Genomic DNA, 23,004 nt, shown 5'->3' with positions numbered 1-23,004 from the left:
TATTGTCCTCTTTGCTTGCTGTGATGGTTGACTTTCTGCTTTGCATCAAGCTTCGTGAACAGAAGAGGGAGCAAAGTCATGGCTGAGTGGAGGGGGGTGTCGACGCAGCAGATTGTCGAGAAAGTCTGGTTGTCCATAGCGGAGCGGCGTCTTCGTCCCGGCGTGCAGCTCAAGGAAGAGAAGATGGCGGAGATTTTCGATGTCAGCCGCGCTCGTATCCGGCAAGCGCTTGCTTCACTCAAACGGGAGGGCCTTGTTGATATTCTGCCTAATCGCGGCGCGTTCGTCTGCAAGCCTACTGTCGGGGAAGCCCGGGATGTTTTCTTTGTAAGGCGCACGGTCGAACGTTGCGTCGTGGAGCGGCTGTGCCGGTCAGCAACGCAAACCGATTTCGGGCGCCTCAGCGATCACGTTGACAAGGAGCGGATCGCCAATGCGGGAAATATCACGACCGACATCATCAAGCTCTCCGGTGGCTTTCATCTTCTTCTGGCCGAACTGGCATCTTCGGATTTCCTGTTCACTATGATGCGTGACCTTGTGTCCCGCACATCGCTTATCACTGCGGTCTATCGCAAAGCTGATTATTTCAATTGCGGACCAGACGAACACGCCGAGATCGTTGATGCGATATTGCAGAAGAATGTGGCGAGAGCCGTTCGTCTGATGGCGCATCACCTCGATCATGTGGAACGCCAACTCGATCTTCGCGAAGTCAATGACTATTCGGATGATTTAAGTTCCGTCTTTGCCTAGGTGACCTCTGAAGCCGGAGAACCCGGCCGGGCATCTGCCGGATTACCGATGATAACGCGTTCATAATCTGGATGACGTAAAGAAACTCACATCAGATATTGTTTGTGCCTGCGTGACTGACGATTTTTTGCCGCTACGAGCAGTCAGATCATGCCGACCCCCGCCTGCATTTCGTCGGCGTGGATATGATCTGGCCACCGATCCGCCGGTACAGCTCGAAATCGACTGCAACTATTTTCGGTTCATCGAATTCACATGGAGCAGTGGAATGCGCGACGCGGTATATTGGTGCAAATACTGATTGGCTAGGGTGTGGAGATAGTCTTCGGGGTGCCCGGTGATACGAACGTACGTTGAAGACGATCAAGGACATTTGTCGCGCCACGCGGCTTGTGCCCTAGGCTGTAGTGACGATTTAACTATCGCAGCCATATGGCTATGGCTGCGATGTGACGAAGCCCCTGAAGTTGGCCAGCAGCTTGTCGTAACGAGTGGCAACGCGACGGAACTGCTTGAGCTTTGCAAAGAAGCGTTCGACGAGGTTTCGTTCTTTATAAATGCGCCAGTTGCATGGGTGTGGTCGCCGCCGCTCGGGCCGTGGCGGGATGACTGGAATAGCGCCGGCATCCAGAATGGTGTCGTGGAAATGCTCGGCATCATAGGCCCTGTCGGCGATGACATAGCCGGGGTTGAGACCAGCGAGCAATTCTTTGCCATAGATCACGTCACCGCGGTGTCCTGGCGCAAGCACAAAGCGCACCGGCAAGCCTAAAGCATCGACGGCAGCATGGATCTTGGTGCCTAACCCGCCGCGTGAGCGGCCAAGGCCTTGGGCGTCCGCTCCCCCCTTTTTCGCCTCGCGCCAGCGGCTTGAGGTTGGGCACGGATGGACGTGGAATCGATAGAGACCCAATCAAGGTCCGCTTCTCGCGCCAGCGCCTCGAACAAGCTTTCCAGAACACCCATCTCGATCCAGCGGTAATAGCGTCGCTTGACGGTCTGGTGATCGCCATAATGCTCAGGCAGATCGCGCCAGCGCCCGCCGGAGCGGGCCATCCAGATCAGCGCTTCGATAAATCGGCGGTTGTTGGAACGCGGACCCCGCCGCCCTTTGCGTCCTCCTGGAACGAACGGCTCGATTCGAGACCATTGTTCGGCACTCAGCCTATCAATATCCATGACCAACCTCCAAAAGTCAGCCTTGAATCTGATTTGCTCCCAGTTGGGAATCCCAAATCCTTAAATCGTCACTACAGCCTAGAGCGTTTCATCTTTTGACGGAATCATACCCGGCACTTTCGAGATAGTTTTGGCATTCGGCGGGCTGAATGGTTTCGACCAGCCTGCCGATATGACGCCATGTGTCGTCGATGGTGCGCTTTTGTGCATTTCTCATCCAGTGTTTAATCTTGGAGAAGGCCTGTTCGATCGGATTAAGGTCCGGCGAATAGGGTGGCAGGAACCAGAGCCTCGCACCGGCTGCTTTGATCAATTGTCGGATGGCTGCCGATTTGTGGCTGCCGAGATTATCCATGACGACAATGTCGCCTGGCTTGAGCACCGGCACCAACTGTTGCTCGACATAGGCGCAGAAGCACTGGCCGTTCATCGGTCCGTCGAAGACACAGGTGCTGTAAGCCGATCGTTTCTCAAGGCACCCAGGAATGTCAGCGTGCGCCAGTGGCCATGCGGCGCGAATGCCCGCAGTCGCTTGCCTTTTGGACCCCAGCCCCTGATCGGCGACATGTTGGTCTTGATCCAGGTCTCGTCAATGAAGACCAGCCGTTTCGGGATCGAGATGATTTTGCAGGGCCTTCCATCGCTGTCTTCTGTGAGCAACGTCGGCACGCGCCTGCTCAAGGGCGAACAGCGTTTTTTTTGAAGCGCAGCCCTTCGCTGCGAATGAATTCCCAGATCGTATTGTGCGAGACGGAAATACCGCGCTCGGACAGCTCCGCCTTCAGGCCATGCAACGTCAGGTGCGGGTTCTCGGCGAGCCGTTGCACAATGATATCACGATGCGGTTCGAGTATCCGCTTGCGATGGCCGCCCATCTTGCCGGGATGAACCGATCCGGTCGCACGATGGCGCTGCGACCATTTCACGACTGAAGACGGGGCAATTTCAAACCGCGCCGCCACGCAACGAACGCTTTCGCCGTCCAGGACGGCGGCAACAACACGTTCGCGAAGGTCATTCGATATCGGTGCGGTCATCGGATGCTGGCCTCCATCCAGCCAGCATCAATGAATCAGAACAAAACTGATTTGGGAACCGCTCTCGATTCAGAAAAAAACATAAATGCTCTAGGGAGCGGACGCGTCTGTACAGAACAACCGCTGCCGACCGAGATAAGCGGCCTTAGGGCCTGACCAAGGATGGCGCGGGCACGACGGTGTTTGCCGGCATGTTCTCATGCGGGTAACTTGCAGCTTGAAAGGCGCCGACGGACCAATAAGTTACGAAACGTCACCAGCTCAGCATCAGAGTATAGATCACAAAGCGGCCAGTATGGCCGATGGCAATTTGTTGCGCTCCGGTGCTGGGGTACCCAAAGTACACTTCGCTTCGGTACTCGAAAATGGTCATTCTCGCAAATACATATCGTTTTTTTGATTCAGGCTCTAAATGGTTATCCGTGGTGGTTATGTTCTCACTGTCGTTGGTGCTAGCATACCTAAGGAAAGCCAAGTCGATTGCCTTAGCGAACGATATCGCCACAGCAAATCTATCCGGTCCGCTCACCAGAATGGGCAGACCGGACGCTATTCAGGGCTCAGCTGACCAGCCCCGCGACCGCCAGGAGAGTGGTGAGCGACGAAGGCTCGGACGAGAACACGTCGTAGACACACGGCGCTGCGAAGGTTGCAATCGTCAGAAAGCCGACAATGAGGATACGCATTGGATGCTCCTGTGGTGAGTGCACTGTTCAGGCGACCTTCAGTTCAACATTGATATTGCCGCGAGTTGCCTTGGAGTAAGGGCAATTCTGGTGGGCGTCGGTGACGAGTTCGCGAGCCAGTTCCCGATCCAGACCCGGCAGGCTGATGGTCAGGCGGGCCTGTAGGAAATACGCCCCGTCCGTGGTTCCGAGATCGACTTCCGCATCAACGGTCGTTTCAGCGGGCAGCTTCAGTTTCCGCTTACCGGCAGCCAGACCCATCGCCCCGATGAAGCAAGCCGACCAGGCAGCTGCAAAGAGTTGCTCCGGATTGGTGCCTGGCTGTGGCGTACCGGGAGGCGAGAGCTTCACGTCGAGCTGGGCGTCGTCGCTGCGTGCGAAACCGTCACGTCCACCTGTGGTGCGGGTCTTGCCGGTGTAGAGAACCTTGTCAATCTGTGCCATCGAACACTCCTTTGGTTTGTCGCTGCTGCGACGTTGTTGATGGAGAGATGTTTGAAGGATCGACGTCTCCGGAATGTTTCAGAATTTGCCCGAAATGTATCGCAATGTAATCGCGCGCTCGGGCGACATGTTTTCATACACAGTTTTACGTCCGGGAGGGCAGGACTACTTCCGCCACCAGTCCTCCCTCCGGTCGGTTGCGCAGCGCAATCGAACCGCCGATCGTGGCGACAAGTTGCTGAGCGATCGCGAGCCCAAGACCCGTGCCCCCGGTTTCCCGGTTGCGAGATTGCTCCAGCCGGAAGAAGGGTTGCATGGCAGCTTCCAGCTTGTCGTCTGGTATTCCCGGACCGTGGTCGAGAACCGAAATGACAATCCCGCCATCTCTCCATTCGACGCTCAATTCAGCCTCTCCTCCATATTTCAGTGCGTTGTCGATCAGATTGGTCAGGATGCGGCGCAGCGCATGCGGTTTTGTCGATGCTGTTCCCCGAACGATACCCAGAACGGTAACCGGCTTTCCGGTGTCCTGATAATCGTAGGCAATGCTATCGATAAAAGAGGATAGGTCGATACGGGAAGTCTTCTCACCATTGCTATGCGAGCTGCGGGCATAGGCAATGCCATCCTGGACCAGCCTTTCGATCTCAGCAAGGTCATTGGCCAGCTTGTCCTTCTCTGGTGAATCATCCGTCATATCGGCGCGCAGCCGCATCCGCGTGATAGGCGTTTGAAGGTCGTGAGAAATTGCCGCCAGGATTTGCACCCGCTCCTCCAGATAGTGGACAATACGCTCGCGCATAGCATTGAAGGCCCGCGCTGCATGGGCAACCTCGCGTGGGCCGGCTTCGCTAATCGCTGGCCCCGCCTTGTTTGGATCAAGCGTATCGGCGGCAGCGGCGAGGTAGGCCAGTGGCCGGGTCGTTTGTCGGACCGCGTAAAAGGCACACAGAAGGAGTAGGAGCATTTGCAAGGCGAAGACGTAGGGCAGCCATTTTGCTAAGGGCATGATCGGGCGGGGGGTCACGTCTATGGTGAGCGGGTCTCCGTCGCTGAGTGTCAGATGGATCTGAAGCCGCCTCACATCACCAGGGATAGATTCAACCCGTAACGGAACCCGATGCCCGGCCGCTTCCTCGACACGTGCAGCGATTTCAGCTCCTGTGGGCGAATTATCGGGGACGCCTTTCAATCCTTCGCCCAACACAAATCTGTAATTGCCCCGGCTCAGCCAGTCGGTAAAATTTGCCCTTTCGTTTGCCGGAAGGCGATCGAGGACGGCGATGGAAGTGGCGACATCGCTCTCGAGCGTGCCGAGCATCACTGCCTTCGCAGACATATAGCGTTCCGCATAAAGGAGGCTGAACGAAAGGCCGTAGGCGACCGCGAGCCCGAGGAGAAGAATGACGAAGATACGGGCGCGCAGCGTGCTTGGCCACGGCACTATGCGGGCAATGCTGCCGAACGTCATGGCCGTGGCTCCGATATCTCTATCGGGACTGAAAACACGTAGCCTTCACTGCGTACTGTTTTGATATAGGTGGCGTCACGTGCATGGTCGCCCAGCCGCTGGCGCAGCCGGCTGACCAGAAGATCAATTGATCGGTCGAACAGTTCCGCATCGCGCCCCTGAGTAAGGTTCAGCAGCTGATCGCGGTTGAGCACGCGCTGGGGATGATCGATGAAGACACGTAACAGACGATATTCCGCGCCGCTGAGCGCAATTTCCGTGCCTTGCTCGTCGATAAGATGACGGCCGACGGTGTCCAGCCGCCAGCTTCCGAACCTCAGCACTTGTCCCGCCTCGCTGATCTGTAGGTTTGGCGGCAGCATGCGGGTGCGCCGCAGCACAGCCTTGATGCGTGCGAGAAGTTCACGCGCCGCGAAAGGCTTCACGATATAGTCGTCTGCACCCATTTCGAGACCGATGATCCGATCCATTTCGTCGCTGCGCGCTGTCAGCAGGAGAACCGGGACGCTTCTGTGTTTGCCGGAGCGCAGTTCGCGGCACAACACCAGTCCGTCATCGCCCGGCATCATTACGTCGAGAACAATCAGGTCGACAGCATTCGCCTCAAGGAATGTACGCATTTGGCGGCCATCGGCGGCAACCGACGTCCGCAGCCCGTTCTTCTTCAGATAAGACGACACCAGTTCTCGAATTTCACGATCATCGTCAACGATCAGAATGTGATCGACATGCTCCATGGACATCCCTCGAATCCTCGCGTGTTATCGCGGCGCGGTTTACTCTGTTTAAGCTTGGAACCGGCTGCCGAAAAGCGGTCATGCGTTTTCCGGCAACCAAAATGCTTCAGAATTTGGCAACGTCCAAAATCGCCTGAGCAAATGCTTGTGGCGCCTCCTGGGGCAGGTTGTGACCTATTCCGCCGCCAATGGTGCGATGTTCATATTTTCCAGTGAACTTCCTGGCATAAGCTGCCGGATCAGGATGCGGCGCGCCGTTGGCATCCCCCTCCATCGTGATCGTCGGCACGGAGATGAGAGGCGCGTTGGCGAGCTTTTGTTCGTAAGGGTCAAATTTCTTCTCGCCATCGGCAAGGCCCAACCGCCAGCGATAATTATGGATGGTGATCGCCACATGATCCGGATTGTCGAAGGCGGCTGCCGATCGCTCGAATGTCGCATCATCAAATTTCCAGGTTGGAGAGGCGGTTTGCCAGATCAAACGGGCGAACTCGCGCGTATTCGCCTGATAACCAAGACGGCCACGCTCGGTCGCGAAGTAAAACTGGTACCACCAGGAAAGTTCTGCCTTCGGCGGCAGCGGTTTCATGTTTGCTTCCTGGCTGCCGATCAGATAGCCGCTCACCGACACCATTGCCTGGCACCGTTCCGGCCAGAGCGCGGCCATGATGTTGACGGTGCGCGCGCCCCAGTCGTAGCCAGCGACAATCGCCTTGTCGATCTCGAGTGCATCCATCAGTGCTATCATGTCTACGGCGAGTGATGATTGCTGGCCGTTGCGTGGGGTTTCGCTCGACAGGAAATGCGTGGTTCCGTAGCCGCGAAGGTAAGGCACGATTACGCGATAACCGGCAGACGCCAATAAGGGCGCGACATCCACATAACTGTAAATGTCGTAAGGCCAGCCGTGGACTAGCAGAACAGCCGGACCGTCCTTAGGCCCCGCTTCCGCGTAGCCGATATTCAGGACGCCCGCCTTGACCTGCTTCAGCGTTTTGAAGGACATATGCCTGCCGGCCCCAGCGACCGGTTGCGGCGAGGCCCCGGCCGGTCGCGCGCTGGCCAGCGAGGTGATGCCGAATTCGACAGCAGCGACTGTCATGGCGGCGATGCCGAAGAAACGGCGGCGCTGATGATTGATTTCGTTGGACATGGCGTGGTTCCGATCCTTGTTGATTGCGATCGAAAATTGCCGCCCGCTTGTATCCCCGTTGTGTCCTGGCGACGGGCTATTGAATGCAAATGTAGCATCCTGTGGTCTGGATACATTTTGATACAATTCGATTTCCCGTCCGCAGGGCCCCTGCATGCAGTCTCGTGCCGGGCGTTTTCTACACTTCGATACACTTTGCCATGTTCCCGGAAATACAGGGGATACGTCGCCTTGATCAGTTTGGCGCCGTTACTGGCCGTGCCTCATCGACGTCCAGATCCCCAAATTTCGGTTTTCGAGGTGACGATTATGACGCTTCTTGTTATTGCCTATCTCGGAGGAGCGCTGACTATCCTCAGCCCCTGCATCCTCCCCATCCTTCCCTTCGTCTTTGCCCGAGCCGGGCACCCCTTCATTCGCAGCACCTTGCCGATGCTGGGAGGCATGGCCGTCACGTTTGCGCTTGTGGCGACACTTGCCGCAGTAGGGGGCAGCTGGGCGATCCACGCCAATGATTATGGTCGCGCCGCCGCACTGCTGCTCCTTGCCGTCTTTGGCATAAGCCTGCTTTCGCCGCGTGTTGCGAGCGCGATCACCCGGCCGATCGTCGATTTTGGCAACCGGATTCTGAATGCTTCCGGCAAGTCCGGTTCCGCACCGACCCTTGCAAGCTCGCTGATACTCGGGATTGCGACCGGCCTGCTTTGGGCGCCATGCGCTGGCCCGATACTCGGCCTTGTGCTGACGGGTGCTGCGTTACAGGGCGCCAACCTTCAGACCACTTTCCTGCTTGCTGCCTATGCAGCAGGAGCGGCGACCTCGCTTGCTGTTGCCTTGCTCGTTGGCGGAAAGGTCTTTGCGGGAATGAAGCGTTCGCTCGGCGTCAGTGAGAAGATCCGCCAGATGCTCGGCCTTGCGGTGCTGGCCGGCGTCACCGTCATCGCGCTGGGGCTCGATACCGGCCTTCTGGCGCGGGTCTCCTATGCTAAAACCAGCGCCTTCGAACAGGTCGTGCTCGACCGCCTGATTTCGAAATCAAACGCCGGTAGGACATCGGGTTTCACCAGCAATGGTATGGCGACAACTGCCGCAGATACCGCAGGACCGTTCCGCAGCGACCTGCCGGTCGAAGGTCGTGCTCCCTCTCTGGATGGTGCTGTCGAGTGGCTAAATTCACCCCCGCTCACGAATGAACAACTGCGCGGCAAGGTCGTACTGGTGGATTTCTGGACCTATTCCTGCATCAATTGCATCCGCACTCTGCCCTACGTTCGCGCCTGGGCGGAAAAATACAAGGATCAGGGACTGGTCGTAATCGGTGTGCACGCTCCGGAATTTGCGTTCGAAAAGAAGATCGATAATGTCAAAAAGGCTGTCGCTGACTTCAAGATCGGCTATCCGGTTGCAATCGACAACAATTACAGGATCTGGCGTGCCTTCGAAAACAGCTATTGGCCCGCTCACTATCTGATTGATGCCAAAGGCCAGATTCGCCATCATCATTTCGGAGAAGGCAATTATAGCGGAACCGAGCAGGCGATTCAGGAGCTGTTGCGCGAAGCTGGCAGCGACAGGGCGGCGACAACTGCAGTAAAACCGACCGTCAAAGGCGCGGAAGCCAGCCCCGACCTGAAGAACATCCGCTCTGGCGAAACCTATCTTGGTTACGAGCGCGCCACCAATTTTGCGTCGCGGGAAAACCTGCGTGCCGATACTGGAGTCGCCTATTCGATCTCCAGACCGGGCCTCAACGAATGGGGCCTGTCCGGGAGCTGGACCGTCGGTGCGGAGCAAGCGAAGCTGGACCAGAAGGGCGGCAGCATCGTCTACCGTTTCAGCGCCCGTGACCTGCATCTGGTCCTCGGTCCGGATGCTTCCGAAAAAGCAGTTCGTTTTCAGGTGACAATCGACGGCCAGGCGCCTGGAGTCGATCACGGCGCCGATACGAACGCAGACGGCAACGGTGTTGTGACGTCGACCAGGCTTTATCAGCTCGTCCGGCAACCCGGTCAGGTGGAGCCCCGCGAGTTCGAAATCCGTTTCCTCGATGCCGGTGTTGAAGCCTATGCCTTTACCTTTGGCTGAAGCGAGCGGTGTGGTCAAACACCGGAAGAAGAATGTCATCGTAGACGCTGGAGGACACTGTGCAGGAAGAACCTGCACCGGGCAGACGGCAACGGCGTGCGCGCCGCGCAGGCGCCATTGTACAATACTCTACAAAACTGCCCGTATGCGGACATATTCAGGATACCTTGGACGACAATAAACCCAGCATCGCTCCTGCCAAAACGGCAAATGCAGGAATTCACGGAGGAGAACCAGCTTGACAAACAATTCAACAGCAAACGCGCGAACAGCTCAACGCACCGTCTTTGTCAACGAACTGACAAATGGCTTGCTCGATCCTGCAGCGCCCATGCTCGGCCCGGTCGCGGACGGAGGCGTGATCATCGCCAACACATCGCCGGGTTGCTGGGGGCCAATGATCACGCCTGAAATCCGCGGTGGTCATGAAGTCACCAGACCTGTCGCCGTGGAGGGGGCTGAGGTCGGAGACGCGATAGCAATCAGAATCCGGTCCCTCGTCGTCACATCCGCCGCCACGGCATCCGGGAACGACAAGGTCATGGAGGGTCGTTTCAACGGCGATCCCTTCTGTGCTGCCGTGTGCCCTGGCTGTGGAACACAATGGCCAGCGACACGTATCGAAGGCATTGGTCAAACCGCTGTCCGCTGCGAGACATGTGGAGCCGACGCTGCGCCATTCACTTCCACCCATGGCTACACGATTGCGTTCGACGATGAGCGCAGCGTGGGTCTCACCCTTGGTCGCGCTGAAGCAGAGAAAATGGCTGCTGACGCTGCCCGGCTCATGGCCCTGCCGGATGCCTCGATCCAGAATCCCATCCTGACCTTCGCGCCAGCCGATCTCGTTGCCGTCGCGACGCGACTGCGGCCTTTTCTTGGCCAACTCGGAACGACGCCCGGCAAGGCTATGCCCGACTCGCACAATGCAGGCGATTTCGGGTCGTTTCTGCTCAACGCTCCCCACGCTTATTCATTGACCGAGGAAGAGCTGATCGCAAACAAGACCGACGGCCATCTCGACGTCAACACGGTTCGCGAAGGCGCCGTCCTCATCTGCCCAGTCAAAGTTCCCGGCGGCGGCATCTATCTGGGAGATATGCACGCATTCCAGGGTGACGGGGAAATCGCCGGTCATACCGCAGACGTGGCAGGCACGGCCACTCTGGAAGTTCACGTTATCAAGGGACTGAGGCTTGACGGCCCGATTCTTTTCCCGGTCGCCGAGGATCTGCCCTATCTTGCACGTCCGCTCACTTCGAGTGAAAAACATGCGGTCAAGGCTCTGGCCGCCAGACACGGGGTCACGACGGTGGAAGAGGATGCGCCGGTCACCTTTATCGGAACCGGAGCCAACCTCAATCTCGCGACGGAGAACGGTTTGCAGCGTGCTGCCGAGGTCCTCGAGATGAGCGTGCCGGAAGTCATGAATCGCGCGACAGTGGCCGGAGCAATCGAGATCGGCCGCAATCCGGGGGTCGTTCGTGTGACCTTACGGGCTCCCCTCCATCTACTCGAAGCAAAAGGTCTGTGCGCCTTCCCGCGCAGCCTTTACGGCCTCTAGCCTACTTCCACTTACTCGCCGCGCCTTTCGCGCTGACATCCAATTCCCCCGATCCACCCTGTGCATCGGGCGGATTCCTGCGCGCCCTGGCCCGCCGGAAAGCTGGTACAAACAAGGAGATTTATCCGTGACAACATTGAAACGACCCGCCGCTTGGAAGTTGGCCGCCTCGGCAGCATTTCTGATCGCAGCCGGGCTTCCGATCGGCGCGCAGGCCGATATTGCGAAGCCCGTGAGGGTAGCTGAAACCCAGCTTCCGGCAGACACCTCCATCAGGCCATTTCATTTTCGCGCGTCCGATGAGGCTCTGGCCGATCTGCGTCGCCGCATCTCCGCCACCAAATGGCCGAGTCAGGAGCTTGTTGGCGACGACACGCAGGGCGGGCAGCTGGAAACGATGCGCAAGCTCGCGCAATATTGGTCGACCGATTACGACTGGCGGCGCGTCGAGGCGAGGCTCGAAAGCCTTCCCCAGTTCGTGACCAATATCGACGGCGTGGATATTCACTTCATCCATGTACGCTCCCGGCACAGGAATGCTCTGCCGATCATCGTCACGCATGGCTGGCCGGGTTCCATAGTCGAGCAGCTCAAGATCATCGATCCACTGACGAACCCCACCGCGCACGGCGGCACCGATGCAGACGCCTTCGACATCGTCATCCCGTCACTGCCGGGCTACGGCTTCTCCGGCAAGCCTACCGAACTGGGATGGGAACCGGCACGCATCGCCCGCGCCTGGACGGAACTGATGAAACGGCTCGGCTACACCAGTTATGTCGCTCAGGGCGGCGATTGGGGGGACGCTGTAACCGAACAAATGGCCGTGCAGGCACCGAAGGGCCTGCTGGGGATACACACCAATATGCCCGGTGCCGTTCCGGACGATATCCAGAAGTCGCTGGATGCGAACCGGCCGGCACCCGCCGGACTATCCGCGGAGGAAAAGCGCGCCTATGGGCAGCTGGATTTCTTCTACAAACACGGCCTTGCCTACGCGCAGGAAATGACGGCCCGTCCCCAGACGCTCTATGGCGTGGAGGATTCCCCAATTGGCCTCGCCTCGTGGATGCTCGATCACGACGCAAAAAGCTACCAGCTGATCGCACGCGTATTTGACGGACAGGAAGAAGGCCTGACGCGCGATGATGTGCTCGACAACATTACGCTCTACTGGCTGACCAACACCGCTGTGTCTTCGGCACGGCTCTATTGGGAAAACAAGTTCGCTTTCTTTGCACCGAAGGGGATCAAGATCCCGGTCGCCGTCAGCGCCTTCCCGGACGAGCTTTATCAGGCACCGGAAAGCTGGGCAAAACAGGCCTTTCCAAGTCTGATCTATTACAATCGCCCGGCAAAGGGTGGCCATTTCGCGGCCTGGGAACAGCCGCAACTCTTTTCCGAGGAGCTCCGGGCAGCGTTCAAAGGTCTCCGGTGAGCGAGCCGTTATAGAAATCGCACGCGTAGTATCCGTCAGGGGCACTCCTCCGGGGATGACCCCGATGGAAAATGTGACGACGGAGACTTTGAACGAAAAGAAAGGGCGCGGAGAATGTTCCGCGCCTTTTCTTGCCGATACGTAGAACGTTCCCGGAAGCCGATCGATCCACTTGCGGTTTCACGCTGTTGACGACCCCCCAATCACGCTCTGGCAAATATATGAAGATCACCTTGCAGCGGCCGCTTCTTCGATCAGGTCCACCACCATGTCGGGATGGGAAACCATCACGACATGCGATCCGCCATTGATAACGACCGTCTTGCGGGATGCGGCTCTCTCGGCCATCCAGCCCATTGCTTGCGGGGGAATGTTCTTGTCCGCATCCCCATAGATGAACCAGGATGGCCTGGATTTCCAGGCGGCTTCCGTGGCCTGTTCCGTCAAGCCTGCCTCGCTGAGCGGTCGTTGCGCAGCTGCCATGAGCAGGGCCTCTTCTTCCGGAACATCGGCAGCGAACTGCTGATGGAATTTATCCTGTTGAATGTAGAGATCCTTGCCGCCATTTTCGATCTCGACCGGCACCGCCAGGGCTGCTCCAAGCGTGCTGCCGGGGAACTTAACCGAGAGACCTGTCAGATTTTCACCCTTTTCAGGGGCAAAAGCGGCGACAAATACAAGCGACTTCACATTGTCGGATTGCGCAGCAGCCTGACTGATAACTGCGCCGCCATAGGAATGGCCAACCAGAACAACAGACGTCTTGAGACTGGCAAGGGTGCGCTTGACATAGTCCGCATCTGTCAAGAGGCTGCGCAGCGGATTGGCGATGGCGATAACCGGGTAGCCGTCCTTTTCAAGGCGGGCGACAACTCCGTTCCAGCTTGACGAGTCCGCAAACGCACCATGCACCAGCACGACAGTAGGTTTGTCCTCCTGGGCGATAGCATTTCCCGAAACGAGTGTGGCGGCTGCAATTGAAGCTGCGATGATCAGCTTACGCATTGTTGTTTCCTTAATGGCCTATGTGTTGTTTGGAGCTGAAGCTTGTAGAAATGGCGTTCGCCACCGGATGCGGCTGAAAGTCATGTCCAGCCGCATTCGGTGAAAGGTTGTCTGGCGCGCTTATTCGTAGCTGGACGGAGAGGCATCACCAAAACGATGCGCGGAGCCGTCATGATAAACGGCGGCATCCTTGCCGATGGAGGCAGGCGCACGGAAGTCCAGCTTTACCGAGACCGGGCTGTTGCCGGGAGCGCGTGCCGCCTTATCCTGAAAGGCAAGCGCCTCTGGCTGGCCAACATAAGGGTTCTCAGCAAATGATGCGCTGCTGCTCAGGGCGATGATGGCGGTGGCGGCTGCAAAAACGATCTTGTTCATGGCGATATCCTTCTTTGTTCTACCTAGCGAAATCTGCTGCCCTGCGTCATTGCGGGGCTCTGCGTCGCTTGATGACGAGAAGATGCATCGACCGATTATCCGGGATGTGTCCGCCAGCCCCCCATTTTGTATCGTTGTGTAAAAAGGGGCGCTCACCGTTTCGTGCTGTGGTGGCGAGCACCTTATGGTGGCTTCGAGGACCCGAGGTAGTTGGCGGGATTCGCTCAGGCTTAGCCCTGCGCGCGACCTATCAAGGAACTTAAATTACCACGTCGCGTTACTCAAAGGACGGAGATGCCAGTTTCCTGCCTTGCGCACCGTTGCGCGAACACTAGTTGGCGGGAATTTCACGGCGAGCCAGGCTTCAAATGTCTATCCGACACTATGAGGAAACGAACTATGGGAAAGGAAAAGCCCCGCGAAGACCTGTTCCGCGATGCGCACAAGGACATCTCCTACGAGCGCAGGCCAGCGCAGGCAGTCGGGAACGACGAGATCGCTCGCTCCGGCACCTTGAAGCGATGGGCGAAAGAACGCGGCTTGAACCATGCACAAAATCTGCTTGATCAGACGCTTCAGGAAAAACCCAGGACCGACTGCAATCTGATGAAGCTTGCGGGCGGTTCAGTCAACCAGCGTCCCACGGCAGCGTAATTATGGAAGGGTGCTGTTCGGCACCTTTTTCATGTGAACAGAGATCACGTAAAAGGAGGAGCCAGCCATGTCAGCCAGCGACAAAGCCGCATCTAAACGGAAGCCACGCCAGATTCATGACCAGACGCTTGAGGCTGGTCAGGGTGGTGAGCTTCATCAGGTTGCCGACGACAAGACACCGGTCATGACCACGGCCCAGGGCGGACCGATTTCAGATGACCTCAATACGCTCAAGATCGGTGCACGCGGTCCGACGCTTATCGAGGATTTCCATTTTCGGGAAAAGATATTTCACTTCGACCACGAACGTATTCCCGAGCGCGTCGTCCATGCCCGAGGCTATGGCGCGCATGGCTATTTCGAGACGACAGCATCACTTAGCGAATATACGCGCGCAGACATTTTCCAACGGGTTGGCGAGAAGACGCCGGTCTTTGTCCGTTTCTCCACGGTCGCCGGATCGAAGGGTTCGTTCGACCTCGCCCGGGACGTCCGGGGCTTCGCCGTCAAGATTTACACCAAGGAAGGCAACTGGGATATTGTCGGCAATAACATTCCAGTCTTCTTCATTCAGGACGCCATCCGATTCCCTGATATGGTACACGCCGTCAAGGAGGAGCCGGATCGGGCATTCCCGCAGGCCCAGTCGGCACATGACAATTTTTGGGACTTCATCAGCCTGACACCAGAATCCATGCACATGATCATGTGGATCATGTCGGACCGCGCCATACCGCGCTCGTTCCGTTTCATGGAAGGATTTGGCGTCCATACTTTCCGCTTCGTGAATGACAGGGATCAGTCGACCTTTGTCAAATTCATCTGGAAGCCGAAACTTGGCCTCCAATCCATCGTATGGAACGAAGCGGTCAAGATCAATGGCGCCGACCCCGATTTCCATCGGCGCGATCTCTGGAATGCCATCCAGGCGGGTGACTTTCCGGAATGGGAACTGTGCGTGCAACTCTTTGATCAGGATTTTGCCGACAGCTTCGACTTCGATGTGCTGGACCCGACCAAGCTGATCCCGGAAGAAATCATAAAGCCCATGCCGGTTGGGCGGCTGGTCCTCAACCGCATGCCGGACAATTTCTTCGCCGAGACTGAACAGGTCGCGTTCATGACGCAGAACGTTCCCCCCGGCATCGACTTCTCGAATGATCCGCTGCTTCAGGGGCGCAATTTCTCCTATCTCGACACGCAATTGAAACGGCTGGGTAGTCCCAATTTCACCCACATCCCCATCAATGCACCCAAGTGTCCATTTCACCATTTTCAGCAGGACGGACATATGGCGATGCGCAACCCTGTGGGGCGGGCAAACTATCAGCCAAATTCGTGGGGGGAGGGACCGAGGCCCGATCAAAAGCTCGGATTCCGATCATTTGCGGCGCAGGAAGATGGGCAGAAGGTTCGCCTTCGGGCGGAAAGCTTTGCCGATCATTACAGCCAGGCGCGCCAGTTCTACCTGAGCCAGACCGAGACGGAGCAGAAGCATATAGCGATGGCGCTGACCTTCGAACTGTCGAAGGTGGAAACGCCCAGGATCCGCGAGCGTATTGTGTCCCACCTGCTCAACATCGATGCCACCCTTGCGGAAACGGTCGCCGGCAAGCTTGGCATCCGCACGATGCCGCAGGCGGCAGATGTGATGGTGCCGGTGCGCGACGATCTTGCTCCGTCTCCGGCGCTGAGCATCATTGCAAACGGGCCCGGCAGCTTCAAGGGCCGGAAGATTGGTGTACTTGCCGCCAACGGCTCGAATGCCCAGGTGCTGGACGCAATCCGGCAGGCCACTGAACAGGAGGGCGCAACGTTGGAACTGGTCGCGCCTACGGTCGGAGGTTTCGAGGCGTCCAGCGGCGACTGGATGGAGGCCGATCATATGATCGATGGCGGTCCATCCGTCTTGTTCGACGCTGTCGCACTTGTACTGTCCGAGGAGGCAGCGGATCGATTGACCAGAGAAGCCGCGGCGCGGGATTTCGTTGCCGACGCCTTTGCCCATTGCAAGTTTATCGGGTTTACCGCAGGCGCGATGCCGCTACTGGCAAAGGCGGGCATTGAACCCGATATGGATGAGGGACTAATCTCGCTGGACAATGAAAAGGGAGCGTCGGAATTTGTTACATCCTGCCGCAAGCTCCGGTTGTGGGCGCGGGAAAATGCCGTCAAGCTTTGACATGCGGCACAAGACCGATGTGAAGAGGCCTTTCGAAGACAGATCACAAAGCGGTCCGGCCACAAGCCGGACCGTTTATCATGTCAGAACGTGAACCAAGTGCGCTGGTCCGGTCGGGACCTACGCGTTCTTCTTGCTGCTCCAACCTGTCGAGCGGGTGTCCTGGGCGATGGCTCTTTCTGGATGGGGATTGACCGCCCTACGCACGGGCCACTTCAATCAGCCGACTGCGACCTGAAAAGGGGCAGGGAAACGACCCTGCCCCAAAGCGGATATTATGCCTTTGCCGCTTCCACGAAGCGTGGATTGAAGGTCTGCGCAAACGAAATATCTGCATTCGCCAACTCTGGGTCGAGAGCCTTGAGCATTTCAAACAGGCTCTTGAAGCCGTCTTCCGCGATCAGACCCTTTTCAGAATACATGGCGCGGGACTTTTCGAAGCCGGTCTTGTACAGTTCCCGGTCACCCAGCAGATATTCCTCCGGCACGGCATCCGCCACTTCATCGGCAGAAGCCTTATGGATCCAGTTCAGCGATTTGACGAATGCATTGACGACACGCTGCGTTGTAACCGGATTGGCATCGATGAAGCTCTGTTGCGCATATACGGTCGCTGCGGGATTGGTGCCGCCGAAAAGCTGACGCGTGCCCTCTTCGGTGCGCGTGTCGAGAAGCAGTGTGATGTCGCCATCCACTTCTAGTCGCGTGATGACCGGATCGAGATGGACGAGAGCGGCAATTTCACCCTTCTTGATGGCTGCGACCGCACTTGCGCCACCGCCCACACCGATGATCGAAGCGGCGTCTTCGGCGAGACCGTTCTTGATGAGCGCATATTGCAGCAACAGCGACGTCGATGAACCTGGCGCCGTGACGCCGACATTTTGGCCCTTGAGATCGGCAATCGTCTTGATCTCACCGGCAAGGTCCTTGCGCACGCCGATGCAGATTCCCGGAAAACGGCCAAGCTCGCAGACGGCCTTGATGTCCTGTCCCTTGTTCTGCATGCGAATGGTGTGCTCATATGCGCCAGTGACCACATCGACCGAACCGCCGATCAGCGCCTGCAGGGACTTTGCGCCACCGCCGAAATCATTGATGGTGGCCTTGATGCCTTCTTCCTCGAAGAATCCCTTGCGCTCGGCAATGGTGAGGGGGAGGTAATAGAAGAGCGGCTTGCCGCCGACGCCGAACATCAGTTCCGGTTTTTCAGGTGCCGCGGATGCATCCTGCGCATAGGCGGGCAGGCGCGAGGCGATGCTCGCAAGCCCGAAGGCAGCGGCGCCCAGCAAGATATCTCTACGTGTTGTTCTCATGGTTTCCTCCTTGAATCCTTTTAACCATTGTGTCCGGCAGCTTTCGGGCGCCAGACCAGCAGGCGGGCTTCGATGATAGAGACGCCCCAGTCGATGACGAGCACGAAGGCCGTCAGCACCAGCATGCCGGCAAAGACGCCGGTAACGTCGAACACGCCTTCGGCCTGATGGATCAGGTAGCCAAGCCCCGCCGATGAACCGAGATATTCCCCCACGACCGCGCCGACGACGGCAAAGCCGACAGCCGTATGCAGGCTTGAGAACATCCACGACAGCGCGGATGGCAGATAGACGTTGCGCAAAAGCTGGCGCTCGTTCATGCCGAGCATACGGGCATTGGCGAGCACAGTCTGGTTCACTTCCTTCACGCCCTGATAGACGTTGAAGAAGACGATGAAGAAGACCAGCGATACGCCAAGTGCGACTTTGGACCAGATGCCGAGACCGAGCCACAGCGCGAAGATCGGCGCCAGCACGACACGCGGCAGCGAATTGGCGGCCTTCACGTAGGGGTCGAAGATCGCGGCGAGCAAAGGCTTGCGGGCAAACCAGAAGCCGATCAGCACACCGCCGATTGCGCCGATGGCAAAGGCCAGCATGGCTTCAAGCAGTGTGATGCCGAGATGATACCAGATCGTGCCTTCCGCAAACCATTTGGAGATGCGAACGGCCACATCGCCCGGCGTGGCAAAGAAAAACTTCGCTTTGGCCGGATTGCCCAGCAAGTGGGTTGCGGTGAAGAGGTGCCAGACCAGAATGACGGCCACCGCCACGCTGAGCTGCGCCAGAAACAGCATAGGCTTTTTCATTTCTTTTCCCCACTCGTCTGCTGATAGCCCTTGAGAACCTCTTCCTTGAGCGCACTCCATATTTCGCGATGAATTTCGTGGAACTTGTCGTCGAGGCGTATTTCGGAAATCTCGCGCGGGCGGGCGAGGGGAATTTTATACTCAGCCATGATGCGGGCACGCGGCCCGGCAGACATGATGACGACGCGATCCGCCAGCGCGATGGCCTCTTCCAGATCGTGGGTCACGAACATGACCGCCTTCTTGTCCTGCGACCACAGGTCGAGCAGAAGGTCGCCCATGATGACACGCGTCTGCGCATCGAGAGGGCCGAAGGGCTCGTCCATCAGCAGATATTTCGGATTGCGGATCAGCACCTGCGCAAGGCCGACGCGCTTGCGCTGTCCCCCCGACAGCATATGCGGATAGCGGTCACCAAAACTTGCAAGACCGACGCGGGCCAGCCACTCGCGAGCCTGTTCGCGGGCCTGTGCCTTTGGCGTGCCTGTGATTTCCAGCCCGATGGCAACATTGTCCAGCACGGTCTTCCAGGGCATGAGAGCGTCCTGCTGGAAGAGATAACCTGCCTTGCGATTGAGGCCTTGCAGCCGCTGGCCGCTGATCTCGACAGTGCCGCTGGCGGGTACTAGAAGCCCGGCAACGGCATTGAGCAATGTGGATTTTCCGCAACCGGTCGGGCCAACAATCGCCACGAATTCGTTTTCGGCAACTTCAAGATTGCTTTCGGCGACAGCATCGAAACGGCCACCATCGGCCAGTTTGAACGAAATCTGCACATCCTTGAGCGCAATTGCTGTCTTGCGTGTCTCTTCCACTTGAATAGGGCTTGGTTCGGCGCTCATCGCTAGTCACATCCCGTGAACTGACGATGTGCTCTGCCATAACGGCTCATATATCCGCTCCTCTTCGGGTAGCGCCTCATGAAAGGGGGAACGCACAAGATGCATAATCTTGTCCATCAAAAAGTGAGGCGCAAAAATTTGCGATAGAGTCTCTTCGTATAACGTCCCGGCAAGAACATGCAACGAAAAGCGCATGGTGCGTTTCAAACTATCGACAAAAAGAAGCTCAGGCGAAATATTGTTGCGATCAGCCGCGCCAGGTCAGGAAACGTTTCTCGATCTGCCCGATGATGAAATTGACAATCAGGCCCATCACCGACAGGATTGTGACCCCGGCAAACAGCTTTTCAAGGTCGTAGAGCGAGCCTGCTTCAAGGATATAGGAACCGACGCCGAACTGGGCGCCGAGCATTTCGGCTGCGACCAGCAGAATGATGCCGATGGAGATCGAGACCCGCAATCCGGACAGGATTGCAGGAAAGGCGCCCGGCAGGATGATCTTGCGGACGATGGACCACCAGCCGAGACCGAAACTCTGGCCCATGCGCACGAGCGACCGATCCACATTGTCGACTGCGCCGTAAGTGGCGACGACCGTTGGCGTAAAGGTGCCAAAAGCGATGAGCATGTATTTCGACATTTCGTCGATGCCGAACCAAATGACGAAAAGCGGCAGGAGCGCGATCTTGGGAATCGGGAAAAGGGCTGCGACGAGCGGTACCAGACCTGCCCGAACATAACTGAACAGGCCGATCATCACGCCGAGACCGACGCCGACTGCGATACCGAGGCTGGCGCCGATGACAAGTCGCCTTAGTGATGGCAGCAGGTGTTGCCACAGGAGGCCGGTCTGCCAGAGCTGGACGAAGGTTTCCAGCACGGCGGATGGGCGTGGCAATGTCAGGTTGGATATGAAGCCGCTACGGGTTCCGATTTCCGCGAGCGCCAGCAGTGCCGCGAACAGGATCAGGGCCATATGGGACACCGGCTGGGGCGCAAAACCGCCCCCCCGGAAAGGGACCGGGCGAACATCCGGGCGGGGCTGCTTCATTTCTGTGATCTCAACCATTGATCAACTCCTGATCTGCAGCCTGCGCCTCCGCCCGCATCAACTCCCAGAGCTCTCTCTGCTTTTCTTCAAGAACGGGGTCGCCAAGATGACGCTCGGAAAGGGGAATATCGATATCGACAATTTCCCTGATCCTTCCGGGCCTTCGCGACAACACCACGACCCGATGACCAAGCCGAACAGCTTCGTTGAGATTGTGCGTGACATAGACCGATGTGAACGGTTGACGCGTCCACAGCGCAATCAGATCGTCCATCAGCAGTTCTCGCGTCTGGCTGTCGAGAGCCGACAGGGGTTCGTCCATCAGCATGACGGCAGGGCGCACCGACAAGGCACGCGCGATCGCCACGCGCTGGCGCATGCCGCCCGAAAGCTGCTTCGGCAATGCCTGCCGGAAATCCAACAGCCGGGTGCGCTCCAGAACATTGGTGACAATCCTGTCCATTTCAGCTCGACCAAGTCCGTGATCCTCAAGCACCAGCTTGATATTTCCTTCGACGGTGCGCCACGGCAGCAGAGCAAAATGCTGGAAGACATAAGTGAGGGGATTGAGCGAATCCTTTGGCGGCGACCCAATTTGCAGCACCTCACCCGAGGAAGGTTTTTCAAGCCCGCCGAGAAATCGCAGGAGCGTGGATTTTCCGCAGCCCGACGGTCCGATCAGGCAGACTATCTGCCCTTGCGGGATGGCGAGCGAAATATCGTTCAGAACTTCGACCGGACCATAAAAATGGCTGACGTTCTTAAGCTGCAGATCCATTTCAACTCCAGTCGGAAAGTACGCTCGCCGACGACAACATCCCAGCTTTGGATGCCTGTTCCGGCTTGTGCTCGGCAAGCCAGCCGGGCACGGAAGATTTAAGTTTAGCCAGACTTAGATCGTCTTGACGTAGGATGTGTCGAAAAGTTTTTCCTGCGTGACGTCTTCCTTGACCATGCCCTCGGAGCGGAACCAATCCAGTTGCTCCATACAGCTGTTGAGCGAAAGGGCCAGCCCCTTGTTGATGCGCATTGCCCCATCGATCAGGTTTTGTTTTGCCGTCTCGAACGGGCTGTCGCTTTCGACATATTTGTGCACGATTTTTGCGATGTCGTCGCGCGCCGCATCATCCGCCGTGTTGTCGACGAAAGCCGCATTATAATCGTCGATTGCCCGGGAGTAGGCTTTCACGAAAGCTTCCGTCATGGCGCGCTCGTCGCTCGCATTCTTAGTAGACGTGAATGCTGTAGTGACCTGATAATCCGGAGCGTAGTCGGAAACGAGGCCGATCTGTTTGGCAGCGCCTTCGCGAATGAGCTTTTTCGCGATATTGGGCTGGATCGCCCAGGAATCGATCTGCCCGGTTGACAGGGCGCCTACCAAGGCGCCGAGTTTCTGTAGCGGTCGGAGCTGGATTTCTGAAAGCGGAATATTATTGGCCTTGGCGAACTTGTGCGCCATGAAATGGAATGACGAACCCGCCGTGGTGATGCCGAAACTGTGTCCGGCCAGCTTGGATGGCTCCCTCAGCCCGCCTTCATAAGCCTTGTTGGAGGCCAGAATAACATTGCCGGTGATCCCTTTTTCTTCCGCAAGCGCTCCGCCGATGACCTTGATCGCGCCTTTGTCGGCCAGACTGATAAGCCCGCCGCTCATCGCGGTCACACCGAAATCAGCGTCGCCGGATGCGATGGCGACCGCCATGGGTTGGGCGGCCTCGAAGAATTTCAGCTCGATATCGAGACCTGCGTCTTTGAAATAACCGCGCTCATGCGCAATATAGCTCGGCGCATGGCTCGCCAGATGGAGCACCGCCAGATTGCGCGTCGCGGCCCGGGCAGGGGAGCCGAAAGCCGTGCTGATGCCCACTGCACCAAGTCCCATCAATGTCTGACGGCGTGTCAGGGTGAAATCCATTCTGGCTCTCCTCCGATGCGGGTGTCAGCCCGGCGCAACAGATTTCCCTGCCAAGCCCGGCAAACAAAATTTCATTACGTCTCTGCCACGGAAAAATATGGAAGATTGCTTTCGCATAAAGCCCCAGGGCCAGATTTTCAATGGTTTTAAGGACTGAGCTTCACAACCACGAGCCTCAATCGCATCGGGAAACAGGCTGAACCGTACTGGATGTGTTCAAAATGGTGGAACCATACTGCGAAGTTTAGCCGAGAAGCCTTCTGCGATAGCAAGCGCGGCCAGAGCGAGTTATAAGACCAAGTTAT

At 57.5% G+C, this 23,004-nt stretch carries 19 protein-coding genes and 2 pseudogenes; 6 read left to right on the top strand and 15 right to left on the bottom strand.

What is annotated here, in order from left to right; all coding sequences use genetic code 11:
* Positions 1 to 78 precede the first annotated feature (78 nt).
* A complete protein-coding gene (locus JNC63_RS11580) occupies positions 79 to 756 on the top strand; it encodes a GntR family transcriptional regulator (RefSeq protein ID WP_039853409.1) in 678 nt (225 codons plus the stop codon).
* Between the two features lie 419 nt (positions 757 to 1,175).
* Here JNC63_RS11580 and JNC63_RS11575 read toward each other — a convergent pair.
* The 7 genes and pseudogenes from JNC63_RS11575 to JNC63_RS11545 form a co-directional block, all read right to left on the bottom strand.
* A pseudogene (locus tag JNC63_RS11575) lies at positions 1,176 to 1,935 on the bottom strand (IS5 family transposase).
* 88 nt (positions 1,936 to 2,023) lie between these two features.
* Positions 2,024 to 2,972 (bottom strand): annotated as a pseudogene (locus tag JNC63_RS11570) (IS630 family transposase).
* Between the two features lie 560 nt (positions 2,973 to 3,532).
* Positions 3,533 to 3,658, bottom strand: a complete 126-nt coding sequence (locus tag JNC63_RS11565) for a hypothetical protein (protein WP_006470728.1) — start codon at positions 3,656 to 3,658, stop codon at positions 3,533 to 3,535.
* A 27-nt stretch (positions 3,659 to 3,685) separates the two neighbouring features.
* Positions 3,686 to 4,102 carry an organic hydroperoxide resistance protein gene (locus JNC63_RS11560; protein WP_006469676.1) on the bottom strand — a complete coding sequence of 139 codons (417 nt, stop codon included), beginning with the start codon at positions 4,100 to 4,102 and terminating at the stop codon, positions 3,686 to 3,688.
* A gap of 145 nt (positions 4,103 to 4,247) precedes the next feature.
* Positions 4,248 to 5,573: an ATP-binding protein gene (locus tag JNC63_RS11555; RefSeq protein WP_063621190.1), complete on the bottom strand. Its 1,326-nt coding sequence runs from the start codon at positions 5,571 to 5,573 to the stop codon at positions 4,248 to 4,250.
* On the bottom strand, positions 5,570 to 6,310 hold the full coding sequence (locus JNC63_RS11550) for a response regulator (RefSeq protein ID WP_006470727.1): 741 nt from the start codon (positions 6,308 to 6,310) through the stop codon (positions 5,570 to 5,572). The genes JNC63_RS11555 and JNC63_RS11550 overlap by 4 nt, the downstream gene beginning before the upstream one ends.
* 106 nt (positions 6,311 to 6,416) lie before the next feature.
* Positions 6,417 to 7,463, bottom strand: coding sequence for an alpha/beta fold hydrolase (locus JNC63_RS11545; protein ID WP_006470726.1), 1,047 nt, complete (start codon positions 7,461 to 7,463; stop codon positions 6,417 to 6,419).
* Positions 7,464 to 7,772: 309 nt separating this feature from the next.
* On the opposite strand from JNC63_RS11545, the gene JNC63_RS11540 reads away from it, so the two are divergent.
* From JNC63_RS11540 to JNC63_RS11530, 3 genes are all read left to right on the top strand, one after another.
* Positions 7,773 to 9,548, top strand: a complete 1,776-nt coding sequence (locus tag JNC63_RS11540) for a cytochrome c biogenesis protein DipZ (RefSeq protein WP_006470725.1) — start codon at positions 7,773 to 7,775, stop codon at positions 9,546 to 9,548.
* Positions 9,549 to 9,786: 238 nt separating this feature from the next.
* A complete protein-coding gene (locus JNC63_RS11535) occupies positions 9,787 to 11,112 on the top strand; it encodes an acetamidase/formamidase family protein (RefSeq protein ID WP_006469681.1) in 1,326 nt (441 codons plus the stop codon).
* A 220-nt stretch (positions 11,113 to 11,332) separates the two neighbouring features.
* Positions 11,333 to 12,550, top strand: coding sequence for an epoxide hydrolase family protein (locus tag JNC63_RS11530; RefSeq protein WP_235691715.1), 1,218 nt, complete (start codon positions 11,333 to 11,335; stop codon positions 12,548 to 12,550).
* Positions 12,551 to 12,778: 228 nt separating this feature from the next.
* Here JNC63_RS11530 and JNC63_RS11525 read toward each other — a convergent pair whose 3' ends face one another.
* Together JNC63_RS11525 and JNC63_RS11520 are read right to left on the bottom strand one after the other, a co-directional pair.
* Positions 12,779 to 13,555 (bottom strand): alpha/beta fold hydrolase, encoded by a 777-nt coding sequence (locus JNC63_RS11525; protein WP_006469683.1) that lies wholly within the window; start codon positions 13,553 to 13,555, stop codon positions 12,779 to 12,781.
* Positions 13,556 to 13,675: 120 nt separating this feature from the next.
* Positions 13,676 to 13,930 (bottom strand): hypothetical protein, encoded by a 255-nt coding sequence (locus JNC63_RS11520; protein ID WP_006470722.1) that lies wholly within the window; start codon positions 13,928 to 13,930, stop codon positions 13,676 to 13,678.
* 399 nt (positions 13,931 to 14,329) lie between these two features.
* On the opposite strand from JNC63_RS11520, the gene JNC63_RS11515 reads away from it, so the two are divergent.
* Both JNC63_RS11515 and katE read left to right on the top strand, forming a co-directional pair.
* The gene (locus JNC63_RS11515) at positions 14,330 to 14,584 is read left to right on the top strand and encodes a DUF892 family protein (RefSeq protein ID WP_006470721.1); all 255 of its coding nucleotides are present in this window, start codon (positions 14,330 to 14,332) and stop codon (positions 14,582 to 14,584) included.
* 67 nt (positions 14,585 to 14,651) lie between these two features.
* Positions 14,652 to 16,766, top strand: a complete 2,115-nt coding sequence (gene katE / locus JNC63_RS11510) for a catalase (protein WP_006469686.1) — start codon at positions 14,652 to 14,654, stop codon at positions 16,764 to 16,766.
* Positions 16,767 to 17,041: 275 nt separating this feature from the next.
* On the opposite strand, the gene JNC63_RS11505 is transcribed toward katE, so the two are convergent.
* The 6 genes from JNC63_RS11505 to JNC63_RS11480 all read right to left on the bottom strand — a co-directional run bounded on the left by JNC63_RS11505 (position 17,042) and on the right by JNC63_RS11480 (position 22,699).
* The gene (locus tag JNC63_RS11505; protein ID WP_006469687.1) at positions 17,042 to 18,082 is read right to left on the bottom strand and encodes an ABC transporter substrate-binding protein; all 1,041 of its coding nucleotides are present in this window, start codon (positions 18,080 to 18,082) and stop codon (positions 17,042 to 17,044) included.
* Positions 18,083 to 18,102: 20 nt separating this feature from the next.
* Positions 18,103 to 18,891 (bottom strand): ABC transporter permease, encoded by a 789-nt coding sequence (locus tag JNC63_RS11500; RefSeq protein WP_006470720.1) that lies wholly within the window; start codon positions 18,889 to 18,891, stop codon positions 18,103 to 18,105.
* Entirely contained in the window at positions 18,888 to 19,733 is an 846-nt protein-coding gene (locus tag JNC63_RS11495; protein WP_006469689.1) for an ABC transporter ATP-binding protein, read from the bottom strand. The genes JNC63_RS11500 and JNC63_RS11495 overlap by 4 nt, the downstream gene beginning before the upstream one ends.
* Positions 19,734 to 19,980: 247 nt before the next feature.
* A complete protein-coding gene (locus JNC63_RS11490; RefSeq protein ID WP_006469691.1) occupies positions 19,981 to 20,802 on the bottom strand; it encodes an ABC transporter permease in 822 nt (273 codons plus the stop codon).
* On the bottom strand, positions 20,795 to 21,562 hold the full coding sequence (locus tag JNC63_RS11485; RefSeq protein ID WP_006470719.1) for an ABC transporter ATP-binding protein: 768 nt from the start codon (positions 21,560 to 21,562) through the stop codon (positions 20,795 to 20,797). The genes JNC63_RS11490 and JNC63_RS11485 overlap by 8 nt, the downstream gene beginning before the upstream one ends.
* A 114-nt stretch (positions 21,563 to 21,676) precedes the next feature.
* Positions 21,677 to 22,699, bottom strand: coding sequence for an ABC transporter substrate-binding protein (locus JNC63_RS11480; protein ID WP_006469693.1), 1,023 nt, complete (start codon positions 22,697 to 22,699; stop codon positions 21,677 to 21,679).
* Between the last annotated feature and the right edge of the window lie 305 nt (positions 22,700 to 23,004).

The sequence above is a fragment of the Brucella ciceri genome (assembly GCF_041930145.1).
Lineage (GTDB): Bacteria > Pseudomonadota > Alphaproteobacteria > Rhizobiales > Rhizobiaceae > Brucella > Brucella intermedia.
This window is presented reverse-complemented; position numbering and strand designations above follow the sequence as displayed.